At 59.2% G+C, this 17,876-nt stretch carries 18 protein-coding genes and 1 pseudogene; 12 read left to right on the plus strand and 7 right to left on the minus strand.

The window, feature by feature from the left end:
- Genes FFH21_RS14380 through FFH21_RS14435 form a run of 12 tightly spaced genes read left to right on the plus strand, consistent with a single transcriptional unit; the run spans position 1 to position 12,409 of the window.
- The gene (locus FFH21_RS14380) at positions 1-1,110 is read left to right on the plus strand and encodes an SDR family oxidoreductase (protein WP_011168735.1); all 1,110 of its coding nucleotides are present in this window, start codon (positions 1-3) and stop codon (positions 1,108-1,110) included.
- A gap of 34 nt (positions 1,111-1,144) precedes the next feature.
- Positions 1,145-2,161 carry a fatty acid desaturase family protein gene (locus FFH21_RS14385; protein ID WP_011168736.1) on the plus strand — a complete coding sequence of 339 codons (1,017 nt, stop codon included), beginning with the start codon at positions 1,145-1,147 and terminating at the stop codon, positions 2,159-2,161.
- A gap of 4 nt (positions 2,162-2,165) precedes the next feature.
- On the plus strand, positions 2,166-2,678 hold the full coding sequence (locus FFH21_RS14390) for a deoxycytidine triphosphate deaminase (protein WP_004667600.1): 513 nt from the start codon (positions 2,166-2,168) through the stop codon (positions 2,676-2,678).
- Between the two features lie 2 nt (positions 2,679-2,680).
- Positions 2,681-3,358: a dCTP deaminase gene (dcd, locus tag FFH21_RS14395; protein ID WP_004667601.1), complete on the plus strand. Its 678-nt coding sequence runs from the start codon at positions 2,681-2,683 to the stop codon at positions 3,356-3,358.
- On the plus strand, positions 3,348-5,243 hold the full coding sequence (locus FFH21_RS14400; RefSeq protein ID WP_011168737.1) for a PEP/pyruvate-binding domain-containing protein: 1,896 nt from the start codon (positions 3,348-3,350) through the stop codon (positions 5,241-5,243). The genes dcd and FFH21_RS14400 overlap by 11 nt, the downstream gene beginning before the upstream one ends.
- Positions 5,240-6,418: a hypothetical protein gene (locus FFH21_RS14405; protein WP_011168738.1), complete on the plus strand. Its 1,179-nt coding sequence runs from the start codon at positions 5,240-5,242 to the stop codon at positions 6,416-6,418. The genes FFH21_RS14400 and FFH21_RS14405 overlap by 4 nt, the downstream gene beginning before the upstream one ends.
- A 24-nt stretch (positions 6,419-6,442) precedes the next feature.
- Positions 6,443-7,579, plus strand: a complete 1,137-nt coding sequence (locus FFH21_RS14410) for a hypothetical protein (protein ID WP_011168739.1) — start codon at positions 6,443-6,445, stop codon at positions 7,577-7,579.
- Positions 7,576-8,622, plus strand: coding sequence for a hypothetical protein (locus FFH21_RS14415; protein ID WP_004667603.1), 1,047 nt, complete (start codon positions 7,576-7,578; stop codon positions 8,620-8,622). Before FFH21_RS14410 ends, FFH21_RS14415 begins: the two co-directional genes overlap by 4 nt.
- Positions 8,623-8,636: 14 nt before the next feature.
- The gene (locus FFH21_RS14420; RefSeq protein ID WP_004642676.1) at positions 8,637-9,224 is read left to right on the plus strand and encodes a hypothetical protein; all 588 of its coding nucleotides are present in this window, start codon (positions 8,637-8,639) and stop codon (positions 9,222-9,224) included.
- Positions 9,221-10,804 (plus strand): alkaline phosphatase family protein, encoded by a 1,584-nt coding sequence (locus tag FFH21_RS14425; protein ID WP_011168740.1) that lies wholly within the window; start codon positions 9,221-9,223, stop codon positions 10,802-10,804. Before FFH21_RS14420 ends, FFH21_RS14425 begins: the two co-directional genes overlap by 4 nt.
- A gap of 38 nt (positions 10,805-10,842) precedes the next feature.
- Positions 10,843-11,640, plus strand: coding sequence for an HAD-IIA family hydrolase (locus FFH21_RS14430; RefSeq protein WP_011168741.1), 798 nt, complete (start codon positions 10,843-10,845; stop codon positions 11,638-11,640).
- Positions 11,641-11,668: 28 nt separating this feature from the next.
- On the plus strand, positions 11,669-12,409 hold the full coding sequence (locus FFH21_RS14435) for a GntR family transcriptional regulator (RefSeq protein WP_005732092.1): 741 nt from the start codon (positions 11,669-11,671) through the stop codon (positions 12,407-12,409).
- 58 nt (positions 12,410-12,467) lie between these two features.
- Here the strand turns inward: FFH21_RS14435 and FFH21_RS14440 are convergent.
- From FFH21_RS14440 to FFH21_RS14465, 7 genes and pseudogenes are all read right to left on the minus strand, one after another.
- Positions 12,468-12,641: pseudogene (locus FFH21_RS14440) on the minus strand (LysR family transcriptional regulator); the annotation flags it as partial.
- 57 nt (positions 12,642-12,698) lie between these two features.
- Entirely contained in the window at positions 12,699-12,854 is a 156-nt protein-coding gene (locus FFH21_RS29985; RefSeq protein ID WP_011168743.1) for an NAD(P)-binding domain-containing protein, read from the minus strand.
- A gap of 173 nt (positions 12,855-13,027) precedes the next feature.
- A complete protein-coding gene (gene dhaL / locus FFH21_RS14445) occupies positions 13,028-13,672 on the minus strand; it encodes a dihydroxyacetone kinase subunit DhaL (protein WP_011168744.1) in 645 nt (214 codons plus the stop codon).
- Positions 13,673-13,675: 3 nt separating this feature from the next.
- Positions 13,676-14,677 carry a dihydroxyacetone kinase subunit DhaK gene (locus FFH21_RS14450; protein WP_011168745.1) on the minus strand — a complete coding sequence of 334 codons (1,002 nt, stop codon included), beginning with the start codon at positions 14,675-14,677 and terminating at the stop codon, positions 13,676-13,678.
- Between the two features lie 40 nt (positions 14,678-14,717).
- Positions 14,718-15,833, minus strand: a complete 1,116-nt coding sequence (locus FFH21_RS14455) for an alcohol dehydrogenase catalytic domain-containing protein (protein ID WP_041924557.1) — start codon at positions 15,831-15,833, stop codon at positions 14,718-14,720.
- A gap of 29 nt (positions 15,834-15,862) precedes the next feature.
- A complete protein-coding gene (locus FFH21_RS14460) occupies positions 15,863-16,618 on the minus strand; it encodes an SDR family oxidoreductase (protein WP_004662162.1) in 756 nt (251 codons plus the stop codon).
- A gap of 222 nt (positions 16,619-16,840) precedes the next feature.
- Positions 16,841-17,851 carry a substrate-binding domain-containing protein gene (locus tag FFH21_RS14465; protein WP_011168747.1) on the minus strand — a complete coding sequence of 337 codons (1,011 nt, stop codon included), beginning with the start codon at positions 17,849-17,851 and terminating at the stop codon, positions 16,841-16,843.
- Positions 17,852-17,876 lie beyond the last annotated feature (25 nt).

The following is a 17,876-nucleotide window of genomic DNA, read 5'->3' on the forward strand; positions in this document are numbered from 1 at the left end:
ATGCGTTCGACACTGATCATCACCGGTGCCAGCGGCGCACTGGGCTCCTGGTTCGTGCGCGACTGGCTCAGTCAGCATCCGGAGTCGCATGTCATAGCCTTGTGTCGTTCCGGGCAAGCTGCCAGTCGCTGCCTGCAAGACCTGCCAGTGGACAGTCGCTCGCGACTGGAGTGCCGGATCGCCGACCTTACCGACGCCGCTTCCCTGAATGCGCTGGCGGACACCATGCCAGCCATCGAGAGCGCCACGGCAGTCCACCTCGCTGCCGATGTGGCCTGGGACAAGACGTTCGAAGAGATGCATGAGCTGAATGTCGAAGGTGCGCAGCTGTTCTGCGGTTTTGTCCAGAAACTGGTGCGCAAGCCTCACTTCATCTATGTGTCCACGGCTTTCACGCAGTGTGAAGGCTGGACCTATCGCAACGGTTATGAGGAAAGCAAGGCCGCTGCGGAGCGGGGTTTACGTGAAACCTTCGGCAGGCAAATGCCGATTTCCGTGTTCAGTTGCAGTCTGGTCATCGGCGCTACGAGCGACGGCGCAATCAGCCGTTTTCATGGGCTGTATCCGTTGATTCGCTTCATCAATACCTTTTCACCGCCGTTTCTGGTCGGCAACCGCCTGGGGCTGTTTGACCTGGTGCCTATCGACTGGGTGGTCGACGAATTGTTCCACCTGGTCAGTCATTGCGTTGCAGGTGGCGACGCGCGCGAGGTCGTGGCATCGGCAGGGGATGCGCGGCTGCCTTATGAGCAGGTGATCCGCATCATCGAGTCGCGTGTCGACCGGGCGCGCCAGGCAGCAGGCGTTGCGCCGCTTACCCCGGCACCGATCCTGCGCAGTCGGCAATGGGCGTTCCTCAAGCGCTCGCTGGTTGCATGGCGGCCGGAGGGTATTTCAACCAGAGATTTCCGCTATTTCGAGCGCTTGTTACAGATCTACGGCGTGTACGCCGAAAGCGATCTGGTCAGGCCACCGTTGAATGTCCGGCACCCGGCACCCAGCGCAGAAATATTTTTACCCAGAGCGGTGGATTACTGGCTGGCTCATGCGCCTGATGCGCGGCTCAGCCTCGACAGGCTTGTCGCGAAATCAGCGGCAATGCACGGTTAGCAGGCCCTTTCAACGATTGAACGGGAGATGAAAGATGGAAGACACAATCGAACTCGACACGATGGACAGTGGCGCTTACGACCGACGCTCGGAGCGCGCCAGGTTGGCACGCGATAACCTGTCACTGACCTCGGATCTCAAGCAACTCAGCAACTGGCGGCAGGCATTGCAGATAGGCGTGCAGTGGGCGGTGATCGTCGCCGCAGTCACGCTGGCTGAAGTCAGCGATTCGACGCTGGTTTGTATTGTCGCCGTAGTCGTCATTGCGACGCGACAGCACGCGTTGCTGGTACTCATGCACGACGCGGCGCATTTGCTGATCAGCCGTGACAAGCGGCGTAACGACCTGATCTCCAACGTCTTTCTGACGTTTCCTCTGACATTGAGCACGTCACGTTATCGGGCTCACCATATTGTCCATCACAAGCACCTTAATACGCCTGCCGACCCGGACTACGCCGATGCGTTCGCACCGCCAAGTTCGGGGTTGTTCTGGCAGGCCTTGCTGCGCGACATCAGCGGGTTGTCGACCCTGCAATCGTTACGCACGATGGACAGTTTCAGCGTGATCGGGCTTTTCACCAGCCCTTCGCCCGCGACCCGCACCGAGCGCTATCAGGCTTTGGCTTTTTATGCCTGCGCAGTGCTGCTCATCAGCGCTTTCAGTGCCTGGCCGGGCGTGCTGTTGTACTGGCTGGCACCGCTGGTGTTCTTTCTTCCGCCGATTCTGCGCATTCGCAGTCTGTCGGAGCATGCCGGGCTCTCGACCCGGAGCGTGAAGCGCGATGCACGCAGCGTCAGCCCGGGCTGGCTGGAACGAGGGTTGTTCGCACCGTGCAATATCAACAGGCACTGGGAGCACCACCTTTTTCAACAGGTGCCCAGCTATCACCTGGGCACCTTGTCGCGACGCCTTGCTCAGCGCCTGCCAGGCTCGGCCGCCGCCTGCAACACCGAAGGCTATCTTTGGGGCGCGCGCAGCATGCGGGCCGAATTGTACGGTGCGAACGGGCAGGCACGCGCCGTGGCGTCTCTAGATCAGGAGGCTTGAACCCATGATGCTGACCGGTTCTGAAATAGTGAAAATGCGCGAGGTCGGCAGTGTCGTCATCGAGCCTTTCGACCCCATTCATGTCGAGGTCAATTCCTACGGCTGTCACCTGGCGGATCTGCTTCTGGAGTACCGCAGCGACCGCATCGATCCTCACGGGGAGCTGGAGGTGGTCGAGCATCATATTCCGCCCGAAGGCTTTGTGTTGTACCCCAACCGCTTTTACCTGGGCGCCACGGCCGAGCAGATCGGCGGTATCGATTTTGCCAGTGAGCTTTACGCCAACGTTTCCACCGCCTCCTGTGGCGTTTTCATTCAGACCAGTGCGCCGCTCGGCCACACCGGCGCGGCCATCAGCTGGACCCTGGAGATCGTCGTTACCCAGCCGGTGCGGGTCTATGCCGGCACCAAAGTGGCCAAGGTCTGCTTCTGGGCAAACTTCGGCCTGACCACCTGTTATGCGGGACGCTACTTGGGCTCCAAGAGCACCGTGCCCTCGAAAATCATTCTGGATTGACCATGATACTGACCGGTATTGAAATCGAAAATCGTGTGCGTTCGGGTGAAATCGTCATCAGTCCTTTTTCCCATGAGAACGTCAATCCCAACAGTTACAACTTCCGCCTGCATGACCAGATGAAGGTCTACGAAGACGATGTGATCGATGTGCGCACCGAGGCGTCCACCCGAACCATCGAAATCGGCCCGGAAGGCTATGAATTGCAGCCGATGAAGCTGTACCTGGCTTCAACCATAGAAACCATGGGCAGCACCCATTTTGTGCCCACTTATGCGGCGCGTTCCTCGATTGCAAGACTGGGGATGTTCATCAACCTGTCGGCCCCACTGGGCGACATTGGTTTCGTCGGACGTTGGACCTTGCAGTTATATGCGTTGAACCGCATCCGTGTTTACCCCGGCATGAACATCGGTCAGATGATGTTCTGGAACGTCAAAGGCGATATCGAGCTGTATTCCGGGAAGTACCAGGGCGCGACCGAAGCCTTTGCGTCACGCATATTCATGGATTTCGAAAAGACGCCACGCCCACAGCCACTGGTGGTGCCCAATCTTGCGCCGTTTCCGGTTCTGGCAGCCCAGGAGGACGTTGATGCAGTCCCGGATGCACTGGCCAGTGGGCCCGCTCGGAGAGCCACTGACCTTCCACTGATAGCAGGAGGCCGTCGTGTCCAGTAAATACTCAACCCTGCAACAGCTTGCCGATACATTGCCGGTGCCGCCCCTGAGCGCACTGGACGATGCAGACTACCGCGTGCTCTGGCACGACTTCGCAGACCGCAAGCAGGCTATTGAAGACACGTTGAAAACCGTGCGCATCACCGCAGGTGCCTTCCTTGACGAACACATGGACAGAATAGCCCGGCTGGCCGAGTTTGAATGGAGTGAGGCTGCCGACAGCCATCTCCAGGCGCTGCTTGAGCAAGCGGGCTTTGATGCCGGCAGCGAACTTGCCGTACGTTCTTCGGCGAATATCGAAGATGGTAATCAGCACAGTTTTGCCGGGATTTTCAGTACACACCTTTCGGTGCAGGGTTTGCCAGCGCTCAAGACGGCGGTGCTCGATGTATGGCGCTCCGGAGTTTCCCGCCAGGCCATTCTGGAACGCTTGCGAGCGTCGATGCTGGAAACGCCGGTCGAGATGACGGTGATCGTGCAGCGCATGGTCAAGGCCCGCTTCGCAGGCGTTGCCTTCAGCCATGATCCGTTGAGTGGGGAGGCAGTAACGCTGATTGAAACCGTCGCATCGCTGGGCGAAGCGATGGTCTCCGGGGTAGAGAAGGGCATGTCGGCGCGGGTCAGCGACCAGCAATTACTGGGTTGTGACCCCGCGCTGGAGCCTCACAATGCGTTGCTGCTGGAGGTGGCGACACTGGCTGCGAATGCATCTGCGGCGCTGGGGCTGCCCGCCGATATCGAGTGGGCGGCGGATGACCAGAAACTCTGGCTGCTCCAGGCAAGGCCCGTCACCAGCCTGCGCGAAGCACGAAGCCTGGAGCCGGTCCTTGAATGGGCCGAACTGTATATCGCCAGTGATGATGCGCTGATGGATTTCCGGCCATTGCCTGCCTTTGCGCAGTATTTTCGAAGCAAGCGCCGCCCGCTGGCGTTGTTCGCGCAAACCCACGGCGTTTCTGCGGGCCAGGCGCTGTTGGTCAAGGCAAACCGTCAGGGACTGGTCGAGCCAGCAATGAGCCAGGTGCTTTTGGACCGACTCAATACCGATCAGGTCGTGCTGGACTTCTCCGATCAGGTACGCCAGCAGATTCTTGAGCGCGTCGCATTGCTTGAACGACTGCTTGAGCTCAGTGATGAGCGTGTTGTGTGTTTTGTGGTCCGCGAGTTTCTGAAAGGTGAAACAGGGCTTATCACTCAGGCGTGCGATGACGGCTCCACGACCTGCGAATGGTCATCGGAAGGCTTGCTGGCGATCAATCGCGGCATCGCCGGAACACAACGCGCCCGGCTGGTAGCGCACGATCCGACTGGCCCGGCAGATGCCCTGCAATTGCACAGCATTACTCACGCCGCCGGCGAACTGTTGGGCTCGGTGCAACTGGAGTGGGTGAGAGCGGGCCAGCAGCTGCACCTGATTGATTTCTCGCCGTTGTCGACGTTCGTGCAGGTAGAGGACTCAACGGAGATCCGCCTGATTTCTCCAGGTTATGCCGACGGGCCGGTGGTTGTAGTGACTGCCGGGCGGCAACTGGAAGAACTGAGTATCTCGGCCACCGTGTCGATCAATTCGATCCCCACGTCCAGCTCTCTGGGGGCTGAACTGGAGGAGCTTGAGCGGCAACTGCGTGCTCATGACGGACAAGCCATTGTCGTCTCGCCACGCCCTTATGCGGCACTGGCGGCGTTGCTGCCGTTCGCGCGCGGTTTTGTCTTCGAGCAGGCGTCCATGCTTTGTCATCTTTCGATCCTGTTGCGTGAACACGGCATACCTGCCGTGGAGTCCGAGGCGCTGTATCAACAGGGGCTTGCCGGACAACGGATCACTTTCAGTCAGAGCCCGAAGGCGCTGCCTCACGCTGTCAACGAAGTACGGGAGCTACAATGACTACGGATATTTCACTGCTGTTCTTCGATCCGCACACCCTCAACGGCAGCCTTGATTCTGCGCTGGTTGCCATTGTCGACACAGAGGCTGCGCGGGCCCGTCACTCGGACAACGGTCTGTTCATTCCCAGTGGTACGTTGCATGCGCAGTGGCTTTCCAACGCTCATCACACCCATGTTCCGATGCCGATGAAGGACTTCGACTTTCAAGTCTTCAATGCCGGGCAGCGCAAGCGTACGCAAGACAGTCGTTCACGCATGCATGTGCTGGACCCGACGCTTCACCGTCGGCCGTCCGATCAGGCGCTGATGGCCACTCTGGCGGTGACGCATCACCTCGGTAAATGCAGCGTTTATCACTATATCCATGAAGGCGAAGCCGGTGCCTTGTTCCTGCACCTGATGGATGTCGAACCGGTAGAACGTGCTTCCTGGAGGGCCTGGCAACTTTTGGCCAGATCCGCCGCTGCGCGTGTGGCCGCTTCGCAACCGATGCTCAGCGATGACTGCTGGTACGTGCGCTGGCGCCCGGAAATGGAGCTGGAACGTAAATTCACCTCGTTTCAGATACCTGACATGTGGCAGTTGTCCACCGCGATGCACAAAGCGTTCGGAGAGGGCGCTTTCAAAGACCTGGTGCTGGAAATCGACCGTGACTTTCAAACCTATGATTATGAATCGCACATTTTCGAAGTGACGGGCGACCCGCTCGAAACCGGTTACATCTCGTTCATTCCTCAGGCCGATGGGCTGATGGCGGTCAAACGCAAATGGTTTCTCGAAAACGCCGAATTGCGCCGCGAGGACTTCAACACCGATCAGCCGGTAGCGTTTGCCGACATCGAAAGTCACGCCCGCTCGATGACCTCGGCAAATCTGTGTCGGCTCAAGCCGTTCAGGCGCACCCGGATCGACATCAATTTCGAATCGCTGAGGACCGGCAATGGTTTTGGCGCGTATTTCGATGTCTGCCGCATGGTTGACGGCAGCGCAGAGTTCGCTCAGGTCGAGGTCGAGTATTGCCGCAGCAGAACATTGCACACGCTGCGTGAAGTTGAAGAAGACTTTGAAACCGTATCCAACGTGATGCGTGATTTTCTGGCGGAGCGAAACCTGCCGTTTCAGCAGGATCTTTATTCGAAACTCGACTTTGCCCGTGAGGCGAGTCGGCTCTGAATTCACTTTGCCGGGGAGATAATCATGTCGCAATCCACGACCACGCAAACGGCTATTGTGTTTGGTAGCTGGAAGATCCGCCATCAGGAGCCTTTCGGTAGCGATGACCACACGTTGTATGCCATCGCTGCGGACACGGCGTTGCTGGGCGAGCTGACCGCGGTCGCTGACCTGCGAGGCAGCCACCGGGTTCTGGCCCGCTGGGACGCCGATGGGGCAATGCTTCTTGATGATGAAAACGGTGATCTGGGCGACGAAACTTGCCACAACCTGTCCGGAGCCGCCATCCCGCTTGCGATCATCACGTTACAGGCGGACCACGTATATATCAGTCACCTGCTGAATCGCATTGATGTGCATCGTTCGCTTTTCGTACAACCTCCGCTTGAGATCGAGCAGCCCGCAGTCCCGCAGAACCTGTTGATGGCTCTGCGCGACGCGTTCGAACGTAACCACTTGGCGATCAACAATTGGGAATGTCGCTACGCCACCACCGAGCAGACGTATGTCGAGTCCTTCGAACTGCCCCCCGACTGCCATGCGCGGATGCTCGGCGAGGCCTGGTTCGATGCCAGTTTCAGCCCGGCAATGGCGCCGTTCACCAGCCAGTGCGGTGACGAATTTCAGGTCTGGGATCATCAGGTGACCGCCGCCCGTGATGAAGACGGGGGCTATGTGTGGGTCGAGCATTGCAGCCGCAAACGCAAGCTGGCGGTCAATGAACCCATCGTGCAGTTGTTTCGCAGTGCGCCGGGGAGCTTGTCGGGCACTGTGAAGAACCTGTCGCTGGGCTCACCGACGCTGGAGGCTATGGCCATGAGCGTTGACAGCACATTGCAGGCACTTGGCGAGTATCGACGTTATGCATTCAGTGCGCCGTGCGAGTCGGTGCAAAGCGGCAACCTGTTCGTGATCACGTTCGAGACCTGCACGCCACTCGCTGCGCATTCGGCCAGCACGACACGCGGTGACGTGCGCTTTCTCAAGTCCCGAGGCGTAATAGACCCTCAAGCAATCAACGCCGATCTGCGCGAGCTGATGAAACGTCTGCACGCGTTTCTGGACGAGCGTCGCCAGGAATGCTGGCCGCTGGCCGACCGTTTTGCATTTCTGCACTCGCCATCGCCCTTTATCACCCCCCGGGAGAGCCTGTACTCATGAGCCGCTATCTTTGCAATGGACGCTATCGATTCGAACTGGATGATCAGACCTCGGGCTCCGCACTGGCGCAGCGGCTGCGAGTCTTCCTCGCACCTTATTTTGCCGAAGTCGCGGACGACGGCCAGACCACCGTCGACTTGAGGGTCCGGCTGCACGACAGCACCGCCTTCAAGCCGGAATGGATTGGCCTCTGCGTCACCCCCGACATCATCCGCGAAACCTATGCCCCTGGTTTTACCCTGCGTGTTCTGCGTGGCCACGACCCGCAGGCCGGTCTGGACTATGCCTGGGATGCCGATACGCAGGTCGGCTACCGGATTGACCGGGCGCGTCACACTGTGGATTTTCACGGCGACGAAAATGCATTCATCCACTTGATCGAGCTGGTGCGCTACTACGGCCTGCTGGTCGAGCAGGCCAAAGGCAGTGTGATCATGCATGCGTCGGCGGTGGTCGGGCCGGATGGTGGAATCGTTGCAATCGGCGGTGCGAAGGGAGCTGGCAAGACCACTACCATGCTGGATCTGGTGCTGTCCGAGGGGTATCTGTACTTTTCCGGTGACAAGCTGTTGCTGGACTGTATCGACGGCCGGGTTCGTACCCGTGGCTGGCCGGACTACCCGCATGTCGGTGTCGGCACGCTACGCACACACCCCGAACTGGCCAAACGACTCGATCTGGCTGCGGTGGCCGATGACCTGTCGATTGCACACACCGAAAAACGCCTGTGCATGCCTGAAACCATGCGCGCCGCACTCAAGGCCAGCCCTGAGGGGTGTGGCTGGCTGCAAACAGTCGTACTGCCCAATGTAGCGGCGCGGGGCAAGTTGCAGATCCATGCGATGGGGCACGATGCGATTCTGGAGCAAATCCACTCGCCCACGCTCTTCGAGTGGCCGCACCGTTTCGTGACCTCAACCTGGCACGGCCTGCTTGACGCCACTTCGCTGACCGATACCGTGCCAGCGCAGATCGTCCGGGGGCTGCTCGGCGTGCAATGGCAAAGTCGTGTCGGCGTGGCGCGTGAACTCATCAGCGCCTGAGATAAGGAGATCCCATGAACCACGCTACCCAATTGCGTCTGGCCCTGGTGGCCCCCAGCGGCTCCGGGAAGAGCACGACCGCTCAGTTGCTGCGTGAGCATTTCGAAGAGGCCGGGCTGTCGGTAGAGGTCATCAAGCTGGCCCAGCCACTGTATGAGTTGCAAGGCATGTTTTACGAACAGGCCGGGGTGGAGCTGGCAAGCGGCAGTCAGAACCAGCGCCTGCTGGAGTGCATCGCGCGCGAACTAAGGGTTCTAGACGGTCAGTCGCTGGTCAAGAACTTCGCACGGCGGTTGATGCAGTCCCGCGCGCAGGTTGTCATCAACGACGACCTGCGCGATGACACCGTCGACTGGCCGTATCTGTATGAGCAAGGCTTTCAGGTGATTAAGGTGCTGGCCGATTCATCCTTGAGGCAATTGCGTCTAGGCCTGCGCGGCGACATCAGCGTGGTGGAAAACAGCGCGCTTGATCTACAGATGCGCCGGATCGACGCGGATTACGTACTGCCCAACAGCGGTTCGCTGGCGCAACTGAAGCAGCGTGTTGCAGTGGTGGGCCGATGGGCAATGCACGGTGCTCAGCGCCGGATAGCTTCATGAAAGGCGCTGATCCGTTGATCTGGCTGTTGATCGACGGGCTGTCGTGGGAGCTGGTCAACCGTTATCGGACAAGAAAACCTGAACAGCCCTCTGCGCGCTGGCCGTGCTACCCACTGTTGCCGTTGTCGCCCAATTGTCAGACTCCGCCATCGTTGCTGTCGATTTTCAGCGGCACACAGGTCAATGAGCACGGTTTGACCGGTTATCTCGTTCCGGCGCCGACACCTCGGAACAGCCTGGCCGTGGCGGATGCCTTTCAGGCCTGGCCGCGTGATATAGACATGGTTTGGGACGAATGGGCGCGTCAGGGCATTACTTTTCGCCTGTGCGCGGTGCCCTTTGTCCAGCCGGACAGGCTGGGCAGCGCATTGCTCGGGCAAAGCTGTGTGTATGAGGGCTTTTCCGTACCTCCCGAGCTGATCGAAAACGGCGGGCACCTGCGCATCGAGAGGCTGGGCATGGCTGCCAGGGTCAGCTCGCGCGATGACGGTGCAATGCTCGACTGGCCAGCTGAGGATGGCCGTGCACCCTGCTGGTTACCGCTGGGCAGTACGGTGCACTTGCCGCTGCCGGAGAAAGGGCCTGGCAATGTTTGCAAGGCAATTGCGCTGCGTGCCGTATGTGTCGAAAACCGGATAAGTGTGGTCAGTTTCGGCTACCAAGAGGTTCAGGCGCTGGATTTGCAGAGCGACAAAAGCAAGGCTTATGTGGCCAGGGACCTGACCATGCTGTATCGCAGCGGGCAACTGGGCAAGCGGCTGGATGAAGGCGGGCAGGGCACAGCGGAGTGGCTGTTGCTGGAACTGATGCGGGAGATGCATGAAAGCTTTTGCAGTGACATTGTCGGCGCAGTCCGTGCGGGTGATGCACAGCGAGTCATCGGTTATTACCCGGTGGTCGATCTGCTTTCGCATCATTTGCTCAAATACCTTACGCCAGACTGGGCCAGTGAGCGCATGCGCGAGGTCGGGCAACAGTTGTTCGATGAAGTATCGGGTTGGGTCGACGAGCTGATTCAACGCTGCATGGATGCGGCGGGTGGCGAGGTACGCTGCGTCGCTCATTCGGATCACGGCATGGCCCCGGTCCATCACGACCTATACCCCAATGCATTTTTCGAGCGTCAGGGCTGGCTGGTCTATGACTCGGCGGGCGTGCCGGATATGCATAAAAGCGCGGCAGTCTTTCATCCGGCAGACAACGGTCTGCTGCTGTTCAATGAGGCGCGGCTCGCGATGTCGGGGCATGACCCTCGTTCAGTCACCGAAGCCTGGCGGCAAAGCCTTGCGCAGCCTTTTCAACATGAATGGACGATGTTCGAGTGTCCGGGCGAGCAGCGTTTCCCCGAAGGCTGGACAGGCTCCTGCTATTGGCAGGCTCCAAGAGGGGCCCGACTGGTTGCGGCACGTTCAGAGCACTGTGTCCGCCTTAGCCGTAAAGGTGGCGACCACACGGTGTGTGCCTCTGACCCGTGGTTGCGTGGCGTGGTGCTGGATGCCAGTAGCACGCCATTGCCACGTCCTGCCAACCCTGAACTGACATTGCCCGAGATTCGCCAATGGCTGACTGCCACGTTGTGAAACCTGCCCCGATCATTTCAGCCCCAGGGAGCTTATCCATGAATTTTGACAGCCTGCTGTTGGACATCGACGGTACACTCATCCTCAAGGGACAGCCTTTACCCGGTGCAGCCGAGGCACTGAGTTTCGCCAGGGCTCAGGGGCTGCGCCTGCAACTGCTGACCAACACCACGGCAAAGATGCCGGAGGCCCTGGCGCAAGAGCTGTGTCAGGCCGGAATCGAGGTGGTCCCCGACGAAATTCAGACTGCCACAACGGCCTGTGTGGGCTATTTGCAGCAGCATGCGCAACTCAAGTGCCATCTGCTGGTGCCCGACTCGATCAGAGCGGCCTTCAACGGCATTCTTACAGACGATACAAACCCTGACGTGGTGGTCATCAGCGATATTGGCGAGGCATTCGATTACGCAACGCTGAATCGCTGCTTCCGCATGCTGCGGGGCGGCGCTCGGCTTATTGCGTTGCAAAAAAACCTGTTCTGGTTCGATCGTGATGGGGAGCGTCTCGATTGCGGCGCCTTCATCGTTGGTCTTGAGGCCGCAGCGCAGGTGCAGGCGTTGGTCATGGGCAAGCCGTCACCGATGTTTTTCGAGGCTGCCCTGCGCAAACTCGATACCTGCGCCAGCCGCACCCTGGTGGTGGGTGATGATGTTTTGACCGACTGCGCCGGGGCGAAAGCCGTTGGTGCCAGCAGCCTGCTGGTGCGTACCGGGAAATATGATCTCGCACTTTTTGATGCCCATAGGCACAACGTGGGTGCGGTGATTGACGGCATTGCAGATTTTCCGCGCTGGTGGGCGTCCGGCAATACCGCAGATCGTCATGACCAACGTTAAGTAACCGGATTACAAGGACGAATCATCAATGCAGACAGCATGTGCCAAAAAGTCGAAAGAACGCCCGGAAAATATATCGGAGCGGATTTACGCTCGCATCAAAGAAGACATTTCCGAATTTCGTCTATTACCCGGCGAACGATTTACTGAAGGTGAGGTGGCCGAACGCGTTCAGGCCAGTCGTACACCGGTCAGACAGGCATTGTTCCGGCTGGAGCAGGAAGGGTACGTGGAGGTTTATTACCGCAGCGGCTGGCAAGTACGTCCCTTTGATCCCCGACATTTCGAAGAGTTGTATGACGTGCGTGTGGTACTTGAACTGGAGGCGCTTGCCAGGCTGGGCTTGATGGACCTGAGCGTCGAGCCGCTGATCGATGAACTCACACGCACCTGGCTGGTGCCGAAACACGAGCGATTGAGGGACACCGATATCCTGGCCAGACTGGGCGAGCGGTTTCATTGTGCGTTGGTAGAGGCGGTGGGTAACCGGGAAATGGCGAGGCTGCATTACGAGATCACCGAGAAGACCCGGACTATCCGCCGTCTTGAGTTCAGCGCCTCCAGAGTCGATGCAACGTACGAAGAGCATGGCAGCATTCTTCAGGCCCTCTTGCAACATCAACCTCAACAGGCTCAGCAGTTGCTGGAAGCGCATGTCGAACTCAACAAGGAGGAAGCGCGCAGAGCCACCCAGCATGTTTTACGTCGCGCGCGGCATTACGCCGAGAAAAGCCGCGAGCCCGCCAGGCTGCGTGTGCAAACACAATGAGCGATGGCTGCGGGGCTGCGCGTTTCGGTCGTTTGATGAATCACCGGTAGCGCAATGCCTCCAGCACCTGAATCAGGCGTCCGGCTTCGATATGCTCGGCGACAAGGTCATGCGGGATGTAACTCAGGCCGAAGCCATCGAGTGCAGCATCCAGCAGTGGATAGACCCCGTTGAACGTGACCTGACCGGTGACACGCACGTTCATGCTCTCGCCATCCTTGGCGAACTCCCAGCGAGTGGGCCATCGCATTGACGCGGATCTTGCCGGCAGGCGTATCGCGCAGGTCGCTCAGGCCTGCCAGTTCGATTTCGATTTCATCGCCTCGGCGTTGTCCTGACGCAAATCGGCGAGCACGACGTGCCTGCCCGCACTGACACGCCGTGCTATGGCTTGCCCTATGGAGCCTGCACCGATGACTACGGTGACTTTTCTCTGGTCTTTCATGAACAGTTCCTCGGTGAAACGCGAGCGAATCCGCGTGTGCAGATTCGCTGCGTGATGTCCGGATCACCTTATAGCGCTGTCATTTGGTCAACAATGGAGTGTTATCGGGATAGGCTCATGAAACTGCTTCATGAATGAAGGTGCCTATTCACACTGAACTGTCATATAGCCGCTCATACCAGCCTCGGCTGCACTGAATCCGCCAATTGCGTCAGGATCAGGCAGCACGACACCGCGCCGGCATCCAGCACGCCAAGCGATCGTTCGCCCAGGCGACTCGCTCGGCCTATCTTCGCTACCAGATCACGGGTTGAATCGCGACCTTGTGATGCAGCGCTTTTCATTGCATAGAGCGCTGCACTGAATGACTCACCCCGGGCGTGAGCCTGCTCGAAGGCTTCGACGGCCGGAATCAGCGTATCCATCAGGCATTTATCGCCGACGCCGGCTTCGGTGATGTCCTGCAGTGAAGTGAGGCCGCCACGCAGCAGTTTGGCGAAGGCCGCGGCATTGATCTCCTCGCAGCCGCGTACCTGATCGGCCATGCCGATAAACAGGCTGCCATACAGCGGGCCCATGGATCCGCCGATGCCTTCCATCAGGCTCAGGGTCAGCTCATCCAGCGCCTCGGCGAGGCTCAACTGGCGGCCTTCGATGGTACGACCGCAGTGGGCGAAGCCCTTGGCCATATTGATGCCATGGTCGCCGTCACCGATCGCGCCATCTACTTCGCTGAGGTATTCGCGGTTGGCGACGATCACGCTCACCAGGTCGGCAACGATGGCAGTGCCATGTTGGGTAGAGAATTGCTCGCTCATGGTTCACTCCGCCTGGGTCATGCCGATGGAACGGCAAGGGTGGTCGATCAGGGTTTTCAGTTCGGCGTCCAGGCCAAGCAGCGTCAGGGTTACCCCCATCATCTCCAGCGACGTGAAGTAATTGCCCACGTAGCAACGATGGATTTTCAAGCCCCGAGCCTTGAGCAGACGCTCGACTTCGGCGTAGAACACGTAGAGTTCCATTACCGGTGTTGCTCCGAGGCCTGAAACCAGCACGACTACGCTGTCGTCCACGCTGAAATCCCGGTCGGCCAGAATCGGCGCGAGCATGCGTTCTGCCATGGCCGCCGCAGACTCGATGTCGATGACTTCGATACCCGGTTCGCCATGGTGACCGATGCCCAGCTCCATTTTGCCGTCGGGGATCTGAAAGTTGGGTTTGCCGACTGCCGCGATGGTGCAGGGCGTCAGGCCGATACCGATGGATCGGCATTGATCCACGGCCTTTTGCGCGACACGGATCACGCCGTCCAGATCGTAACCGTGTGCGGCGGCAGCGCCACCGACCTTCCACATGAAAATTTCCCCGGCCACGCCACGACGCTTGGCGATATCGGCTTTCGGCGCCGAGGCCACATCGTCGTTGGCCACCACGGTGCGCACTTGCAGGTCTTTGCTGGCGGCCATTTTCATCGCCAGCTTCACGTTCATATTGTCGCCCGCGTAGTTGCCGTACAGGCAGGCGATGCCTGCACCGTGATCGGCCGCGCGAAAGGCGTCGAAAAAGCTCTTGGCAGTAGGCGAGGAAAAAATCTCGCCGACCGCTACCGCATCTACCAGCCCTGGACCGACATAGCCGAGAAAGGCCGGTTCACGACCCGAGCCGCCGCCGGTAACGATACCGACGCGCCCTTGCTCCGAAGGCCGGGTTTTGCTGATGACCCGTGGATTACTGTCACTCTGCGTCAGTTCGGGGTGCGCGACCAGAATGCCGCGCAGCATGTCCTCGACCACCTGGTCCGGATCGTTTATCACTCGGTTCATAACGCAATTTCCTGTGTTCTTTTTATAAGGATCGGGTGGGTCAAGGTTGCAGAACGACCTTCAATGATTTGTCGCCACGCTCCATGACCGCGAACGCCTCCTTGAACTCCGCCAGGGGGAATTTGTGCGTGACGACATCGCGCATGTCGATCTTGCGATTGCCAATAAAGTCGATGGCACGCGGGGACATGTAAGGCCCCAGATGGGAGCCGAGTACGTCCAGTTCCTTACGGTCGCCAATGATCGACCAGTCCACCGTGGCCTCGTCGTTGAACACGCTGAACTCCACAAAACGCCCGAGTTTGCGCAGCATTGCCAGGCCCTGATTGACCGCCTTGTGATGCCCTGTGGCTTCTATATAGATGTCGCAGCCGTAGCCGCCGGTTATCTCACGGATCTTCGCCAGTACATCGACCTCGGCCGGGTTCCACACCTCGTCAGCGCCCATGCGCAAGGCGAGGGCGGCGCGCTCGGGTTTCATGTCCAGCACAATGAGTTTTTTCGGGTTGCGCATACGCACTGCGCCAATGATCCCGAGGCCCAGCGTGCCCGCACCGGCGACCACCACGATGTCGTCGAAATCGACATTGGCTCGTTCTGCCGCGTGCAACGAGCAGGCCAGCGGTTCGATCAGGATCGCTTCGTCCGGGGCTATCGAATCCGGCACTTTATGGATGATGCCTTCTTTGGTGAAGATCATGTACTGGGCCATCGCGCCCTGCACGTTGTTCTGAAAACCGTACAGGTCGTGTTTCTGACACATCCAGTATTGCCCGTGGTTGCAGAAGCGGCAGCCCCAGCACGGGACGATCTGCTCGGAAATTACCCGGTCGCCGATCTGCACGCCACGCTTTTCTGCGCCTGGGCCGAGCGCAACCACCCGGCAGACAAATTCATGGCCCGGAATCATCGGTGGTTTGACGTAACGGGGCTGCTCGGCATCGCCCCAGAATGACGGAGCGCCGCGGTAGGTCTTGATGTCGCCCATGCAAATCCCGCACAGCTCTACCTTGGTGAGGATTTCGTCGGGGCCTGGCGTCGGCACATCGACGGTCTCCAGCCGGTAGTCTTCCGGGCCATAGCAAACCACTGCCTGCATGGTGGACGGAATCACGGGAGAGAGTTGTTCGGCAGTGCGTTCAATGACGGTGGACATGACGATAAACCTCGCAACAGAAAAGTGAATTACTGGATGCTGTAGCCGCCGTCGATCACCACGTTTTCGCCGGTGATCATGCTGGCGGCATCGCTGAGCAGGTACAGGGCCAGCCCGGCTATCTCCTCCGGCTGAGCGAAGCGGCCTGCCGGGATCTGCGATTTGGCCCGCTCTCCGAGTTCGCCTGCCCAGGCTTTTTTGCCCAGCGCGGTCTCGACGATGGTGGGTGAGATGGCGTTGACGTTGATGTGCGGTGCCCACTCCATGGCCAGTACTTTGGTCATGCCGACCAAGGCAGCCTTGCTTGCGCAGTAGGCGACATGCCGGTCCAGGCCGATTACGGCAGCCTGCGAAGCGAGGTTGACGATGCGCCCACTGCCTTGGGTGAGCATGTGCCGGGCGCAGGCCTGCGCCACGAAGAAACTGGCCTTCAGATTGATATCCAGAGTGGTGTCCCAAGCCTCTTCGCTGACATCGACAGCCTTGTCCAGCACGGCAACACCAGCGCTGTTGACCAGATAGTCGATGCGCTTGAAGTGCTCAAAGACGGTGTCGATGGTGCTGTTGACCTGATCGATCCTGCGCAGATCGACCGTGATGCCGATGTTCCCGCTGCCAAGGCTGGCAGCCACGTCGACCACTGTAAGGTCGCGGTCCAGAAGTGCGACCCGAGCGCCTCGCTCGGCCAGCAGGCGGGCACAGGCAAGACCAATCCCTGCGGCCCCGCCGGTGATGACCGCGCAACGGCCATTGAGATCGAAGGCCTTGTTCCAGAATTCAGACATGAAAATGACTCCTTTAGCGCTGTTTTTTGAAGACTCAAACACGTCAGCTTTTGATTCTGGCCGAAGGCCGTGGGAGCGAACCGGGCGACGCCTCGCTTGTTCGCGAAGAGGCCGGTATGAACGCCGAAAATGCGTCGTTTGAAATACTGTCTTCGCGAACAAACGAAGCGTCGCCCGGTTCGCTCCCACGCCCTTCGGGCAGAAGCGGGAATCTCAGACCGGTTACTTGCCGCCGCTGACCTGTTGATACAGCGCATCGGCGTTGGCGTCGGTGACCGGTACCCAGGGCAGAATGTAGTTCTTGTCCGTGCCGTCGCCCCATTTGACGTCCTTGGCGTAGCGCTGCCAGATCACCGACTGTGGCTTGTAGTCTTTCCCGGCCAGGGCGCGCAGGGCGACATCCAGTGCGCCTTGGGATTGCGCCTGGGCGTCTTGCAGGAAGGTGGTGATTTCATTTTTCTTCGCAGCCTGAATGGCATCAGGCATGCCGTCGATGGAGGTGATCGGCACGTCCGCAGGCTTCAGGTTGCGGGATTTCACCGCTTGCAGGGCCCCGAGAGCCATGTCGTCGTTCTGCGAGATGATCCCGGAGATACCGCCGTTTTGATGCGCGTTGAGCCAGTCTTCGGTCAGCGTCTGGGCTTCGGCACGTGACCAGTTGGCGGTTTTCTTCTCAATGATCTTGATGTCTGGGTGTTTGCTCAGGACTTCCAGCTCGCCTTTTTCACGATCAATCTGGGCTGACTGTCCAATTGGCCCCTGAATGATCACCACGTTGCCTTTGCCTTTAAGCTTGTCGACCATGGCCTGCGCCTGGAGGCGACCGCCCTCGACATCGTCGTTGCCGACGTAGGGCACTTTGTTGCCGGCAACCCGGGTGTTGGAAGCGATCACTGGAATGTCATTCTCCATCGCTCTTGCCACGGTGCCGACACCTGCCTTGGTGTCGATGGGCACAAAAATGATCGCATCGTAGTGCTGGGTGATCATGGTTTCGATCTGGTTGTTCTGGGTCAGTGCGTCGTAGTTGCCGTCGAACACGGTGATCTTCACGGTGCCGTCCTTGACCGCCGGATGCTCCTTGAGCTCACGCACCCAGTTCTGCATGAACTGGCCCTTGAGGCCATACACCGCCGCGCCGATTTTGTAGGTTTTGCCATCGGCGGCCAGGGTGATGCTGCTGGCGAGCAGGGAGAGCGCCGCAATAGCGGCCAGGGATGTACCGAATTTCATGATGAGAACCTCGTTATTGTTGTAA

This window comes from Pseudomonas sp. KBS0707, from assembly GCF_005937945.2.
GTDB classification, from domain to species: Bacteria; Pseudomonadota; Gammaproteobacteria; order Pseudomonadales; family Pseudomonadaceae; genus Aquipseudomonas; species Aquipseudomonas amygdali.

Excerpts from the sequence above, each read along its gene's own strand:
- FFH21_RS14430 (WP_011168741.1), top strand. The coding sequence starts at position 10,843 with ATGAATTTTGACAGCCTGCTGTTGGACATCGACGGTACACTCATCCTC.
- FFH21_RS14460 (WP_004662162.1), bottom strand. The coding sequence starts at position 16,618 with ATGTCTGAATTCTGGAACAAGGCCTTCGATCTCAATGGCCGTTGCGCG.
- FFH21_RS14380 (WP_011168735.1), top strand. The coding sequence starts at position 1 with ATGCGTTCGACACTGATCATCACCGGTGCCAGCGGCGCACTGGGCTCC.
- FFH21_RS14390 (WP_004667600.1), top strand. The coding sequence starts at position 2,166 with ATGATGCTGACCGGTTCTGAAATAGTGAAAATGCGCGAGGTCGGCAGT.
- FFH21_RS14405 (WP_011168738.1), top strand. The coding sequence starts at position 5,240 with ATGACTACGGATATTTCACTGCTGTTCTTCGATCCGCACACCCTCAAC.
- FFH21_RS14435 (WP_005732092.1), top strand. The coding sequence starts at position 11,669 with ATGCAGACAGCATGTGCCAAAAAGTCGAAAGAACGCCCGGAAAATATA.
- FFH21_RS14420 (WP_004642676.1), top strand. The coding sequence starts at position 8,637 with ATGAACCACGCTACCCAATTGCGTCTGGCCCTGGTGGCCCCCAGCGGC.
- FFH21_RS14450 (WP_011168745.1), bottom strand. The coding sequence starts at position 14,677 with ATGAACCGAGTGATAAACGATCCGGACCAGGTGGTCGAGGACATGCTG.
- FFH21_RS14465 (WP_011168747.1), bottom strand. The coding sequence starts at position 17,851 with ATGAAATTCGGTACATCCCTGGCCGCTATTGCGGCGCTCTCCCTGCTC.
- dcd (WP_004667601.1), top strand. The coding sequence starts at position 2,681 with ATGATACTGACCGGTATTGAAATCGAAAATCGTGTGCGTTCGGGTGAA.
- FFH21_RS14425 (WP_011168740.1), top strand. The coding sequence starts at position 9,221 with ATGAAAGGCGCTGATCCGTTGATCTGGCTGTTGATCGACGGGCTGTCG.
- FFH21_RS14410 (WP_011168739.1), top strand. The coding sequence starts at position 6,443 with ATGTCGCAATCCACGACCACGCAAACGGCTATTGTGTTTGGTAGCTGG.
- dhaL (WP_011168744.1), bottom strand. The coding sequence starts at position 13,672 with ATGAGCGAGCAATTCTCTACCCAACATGGCACTGCCATCGTTGCCGAC.
- FFH21_RS29985 (WP_011168743.1), bottom strand. The coding sequence starts at position 12,854 with ATGAAAGACCAGAGAAAAGTCACCGTAGTCATCGGTGCAGGCTCCATA.
- FFH21_RS14385 (WP_011168736.1), top strand. The coding sequence starts at position 1,145 with ATGGAAGACACAATCGAACTCGACACGATGGACAGTGGCGCTTACGAC.
- FFH21_RS14415 (WP_004667603.1), top strand. The coding sequence starts at position 7,576 with ATGAGCCGCTATCTTTGCAATGGACGCTATCGATTCGAACTGGATGAT.
- FFH21_RS14455 (WP_041924557.1), bottom strand. The coding sequence starts at position 15,833 with ATGTCCACCGTCATTGAACGCACTGCCGAACAACTCTCTCCCGTGATT.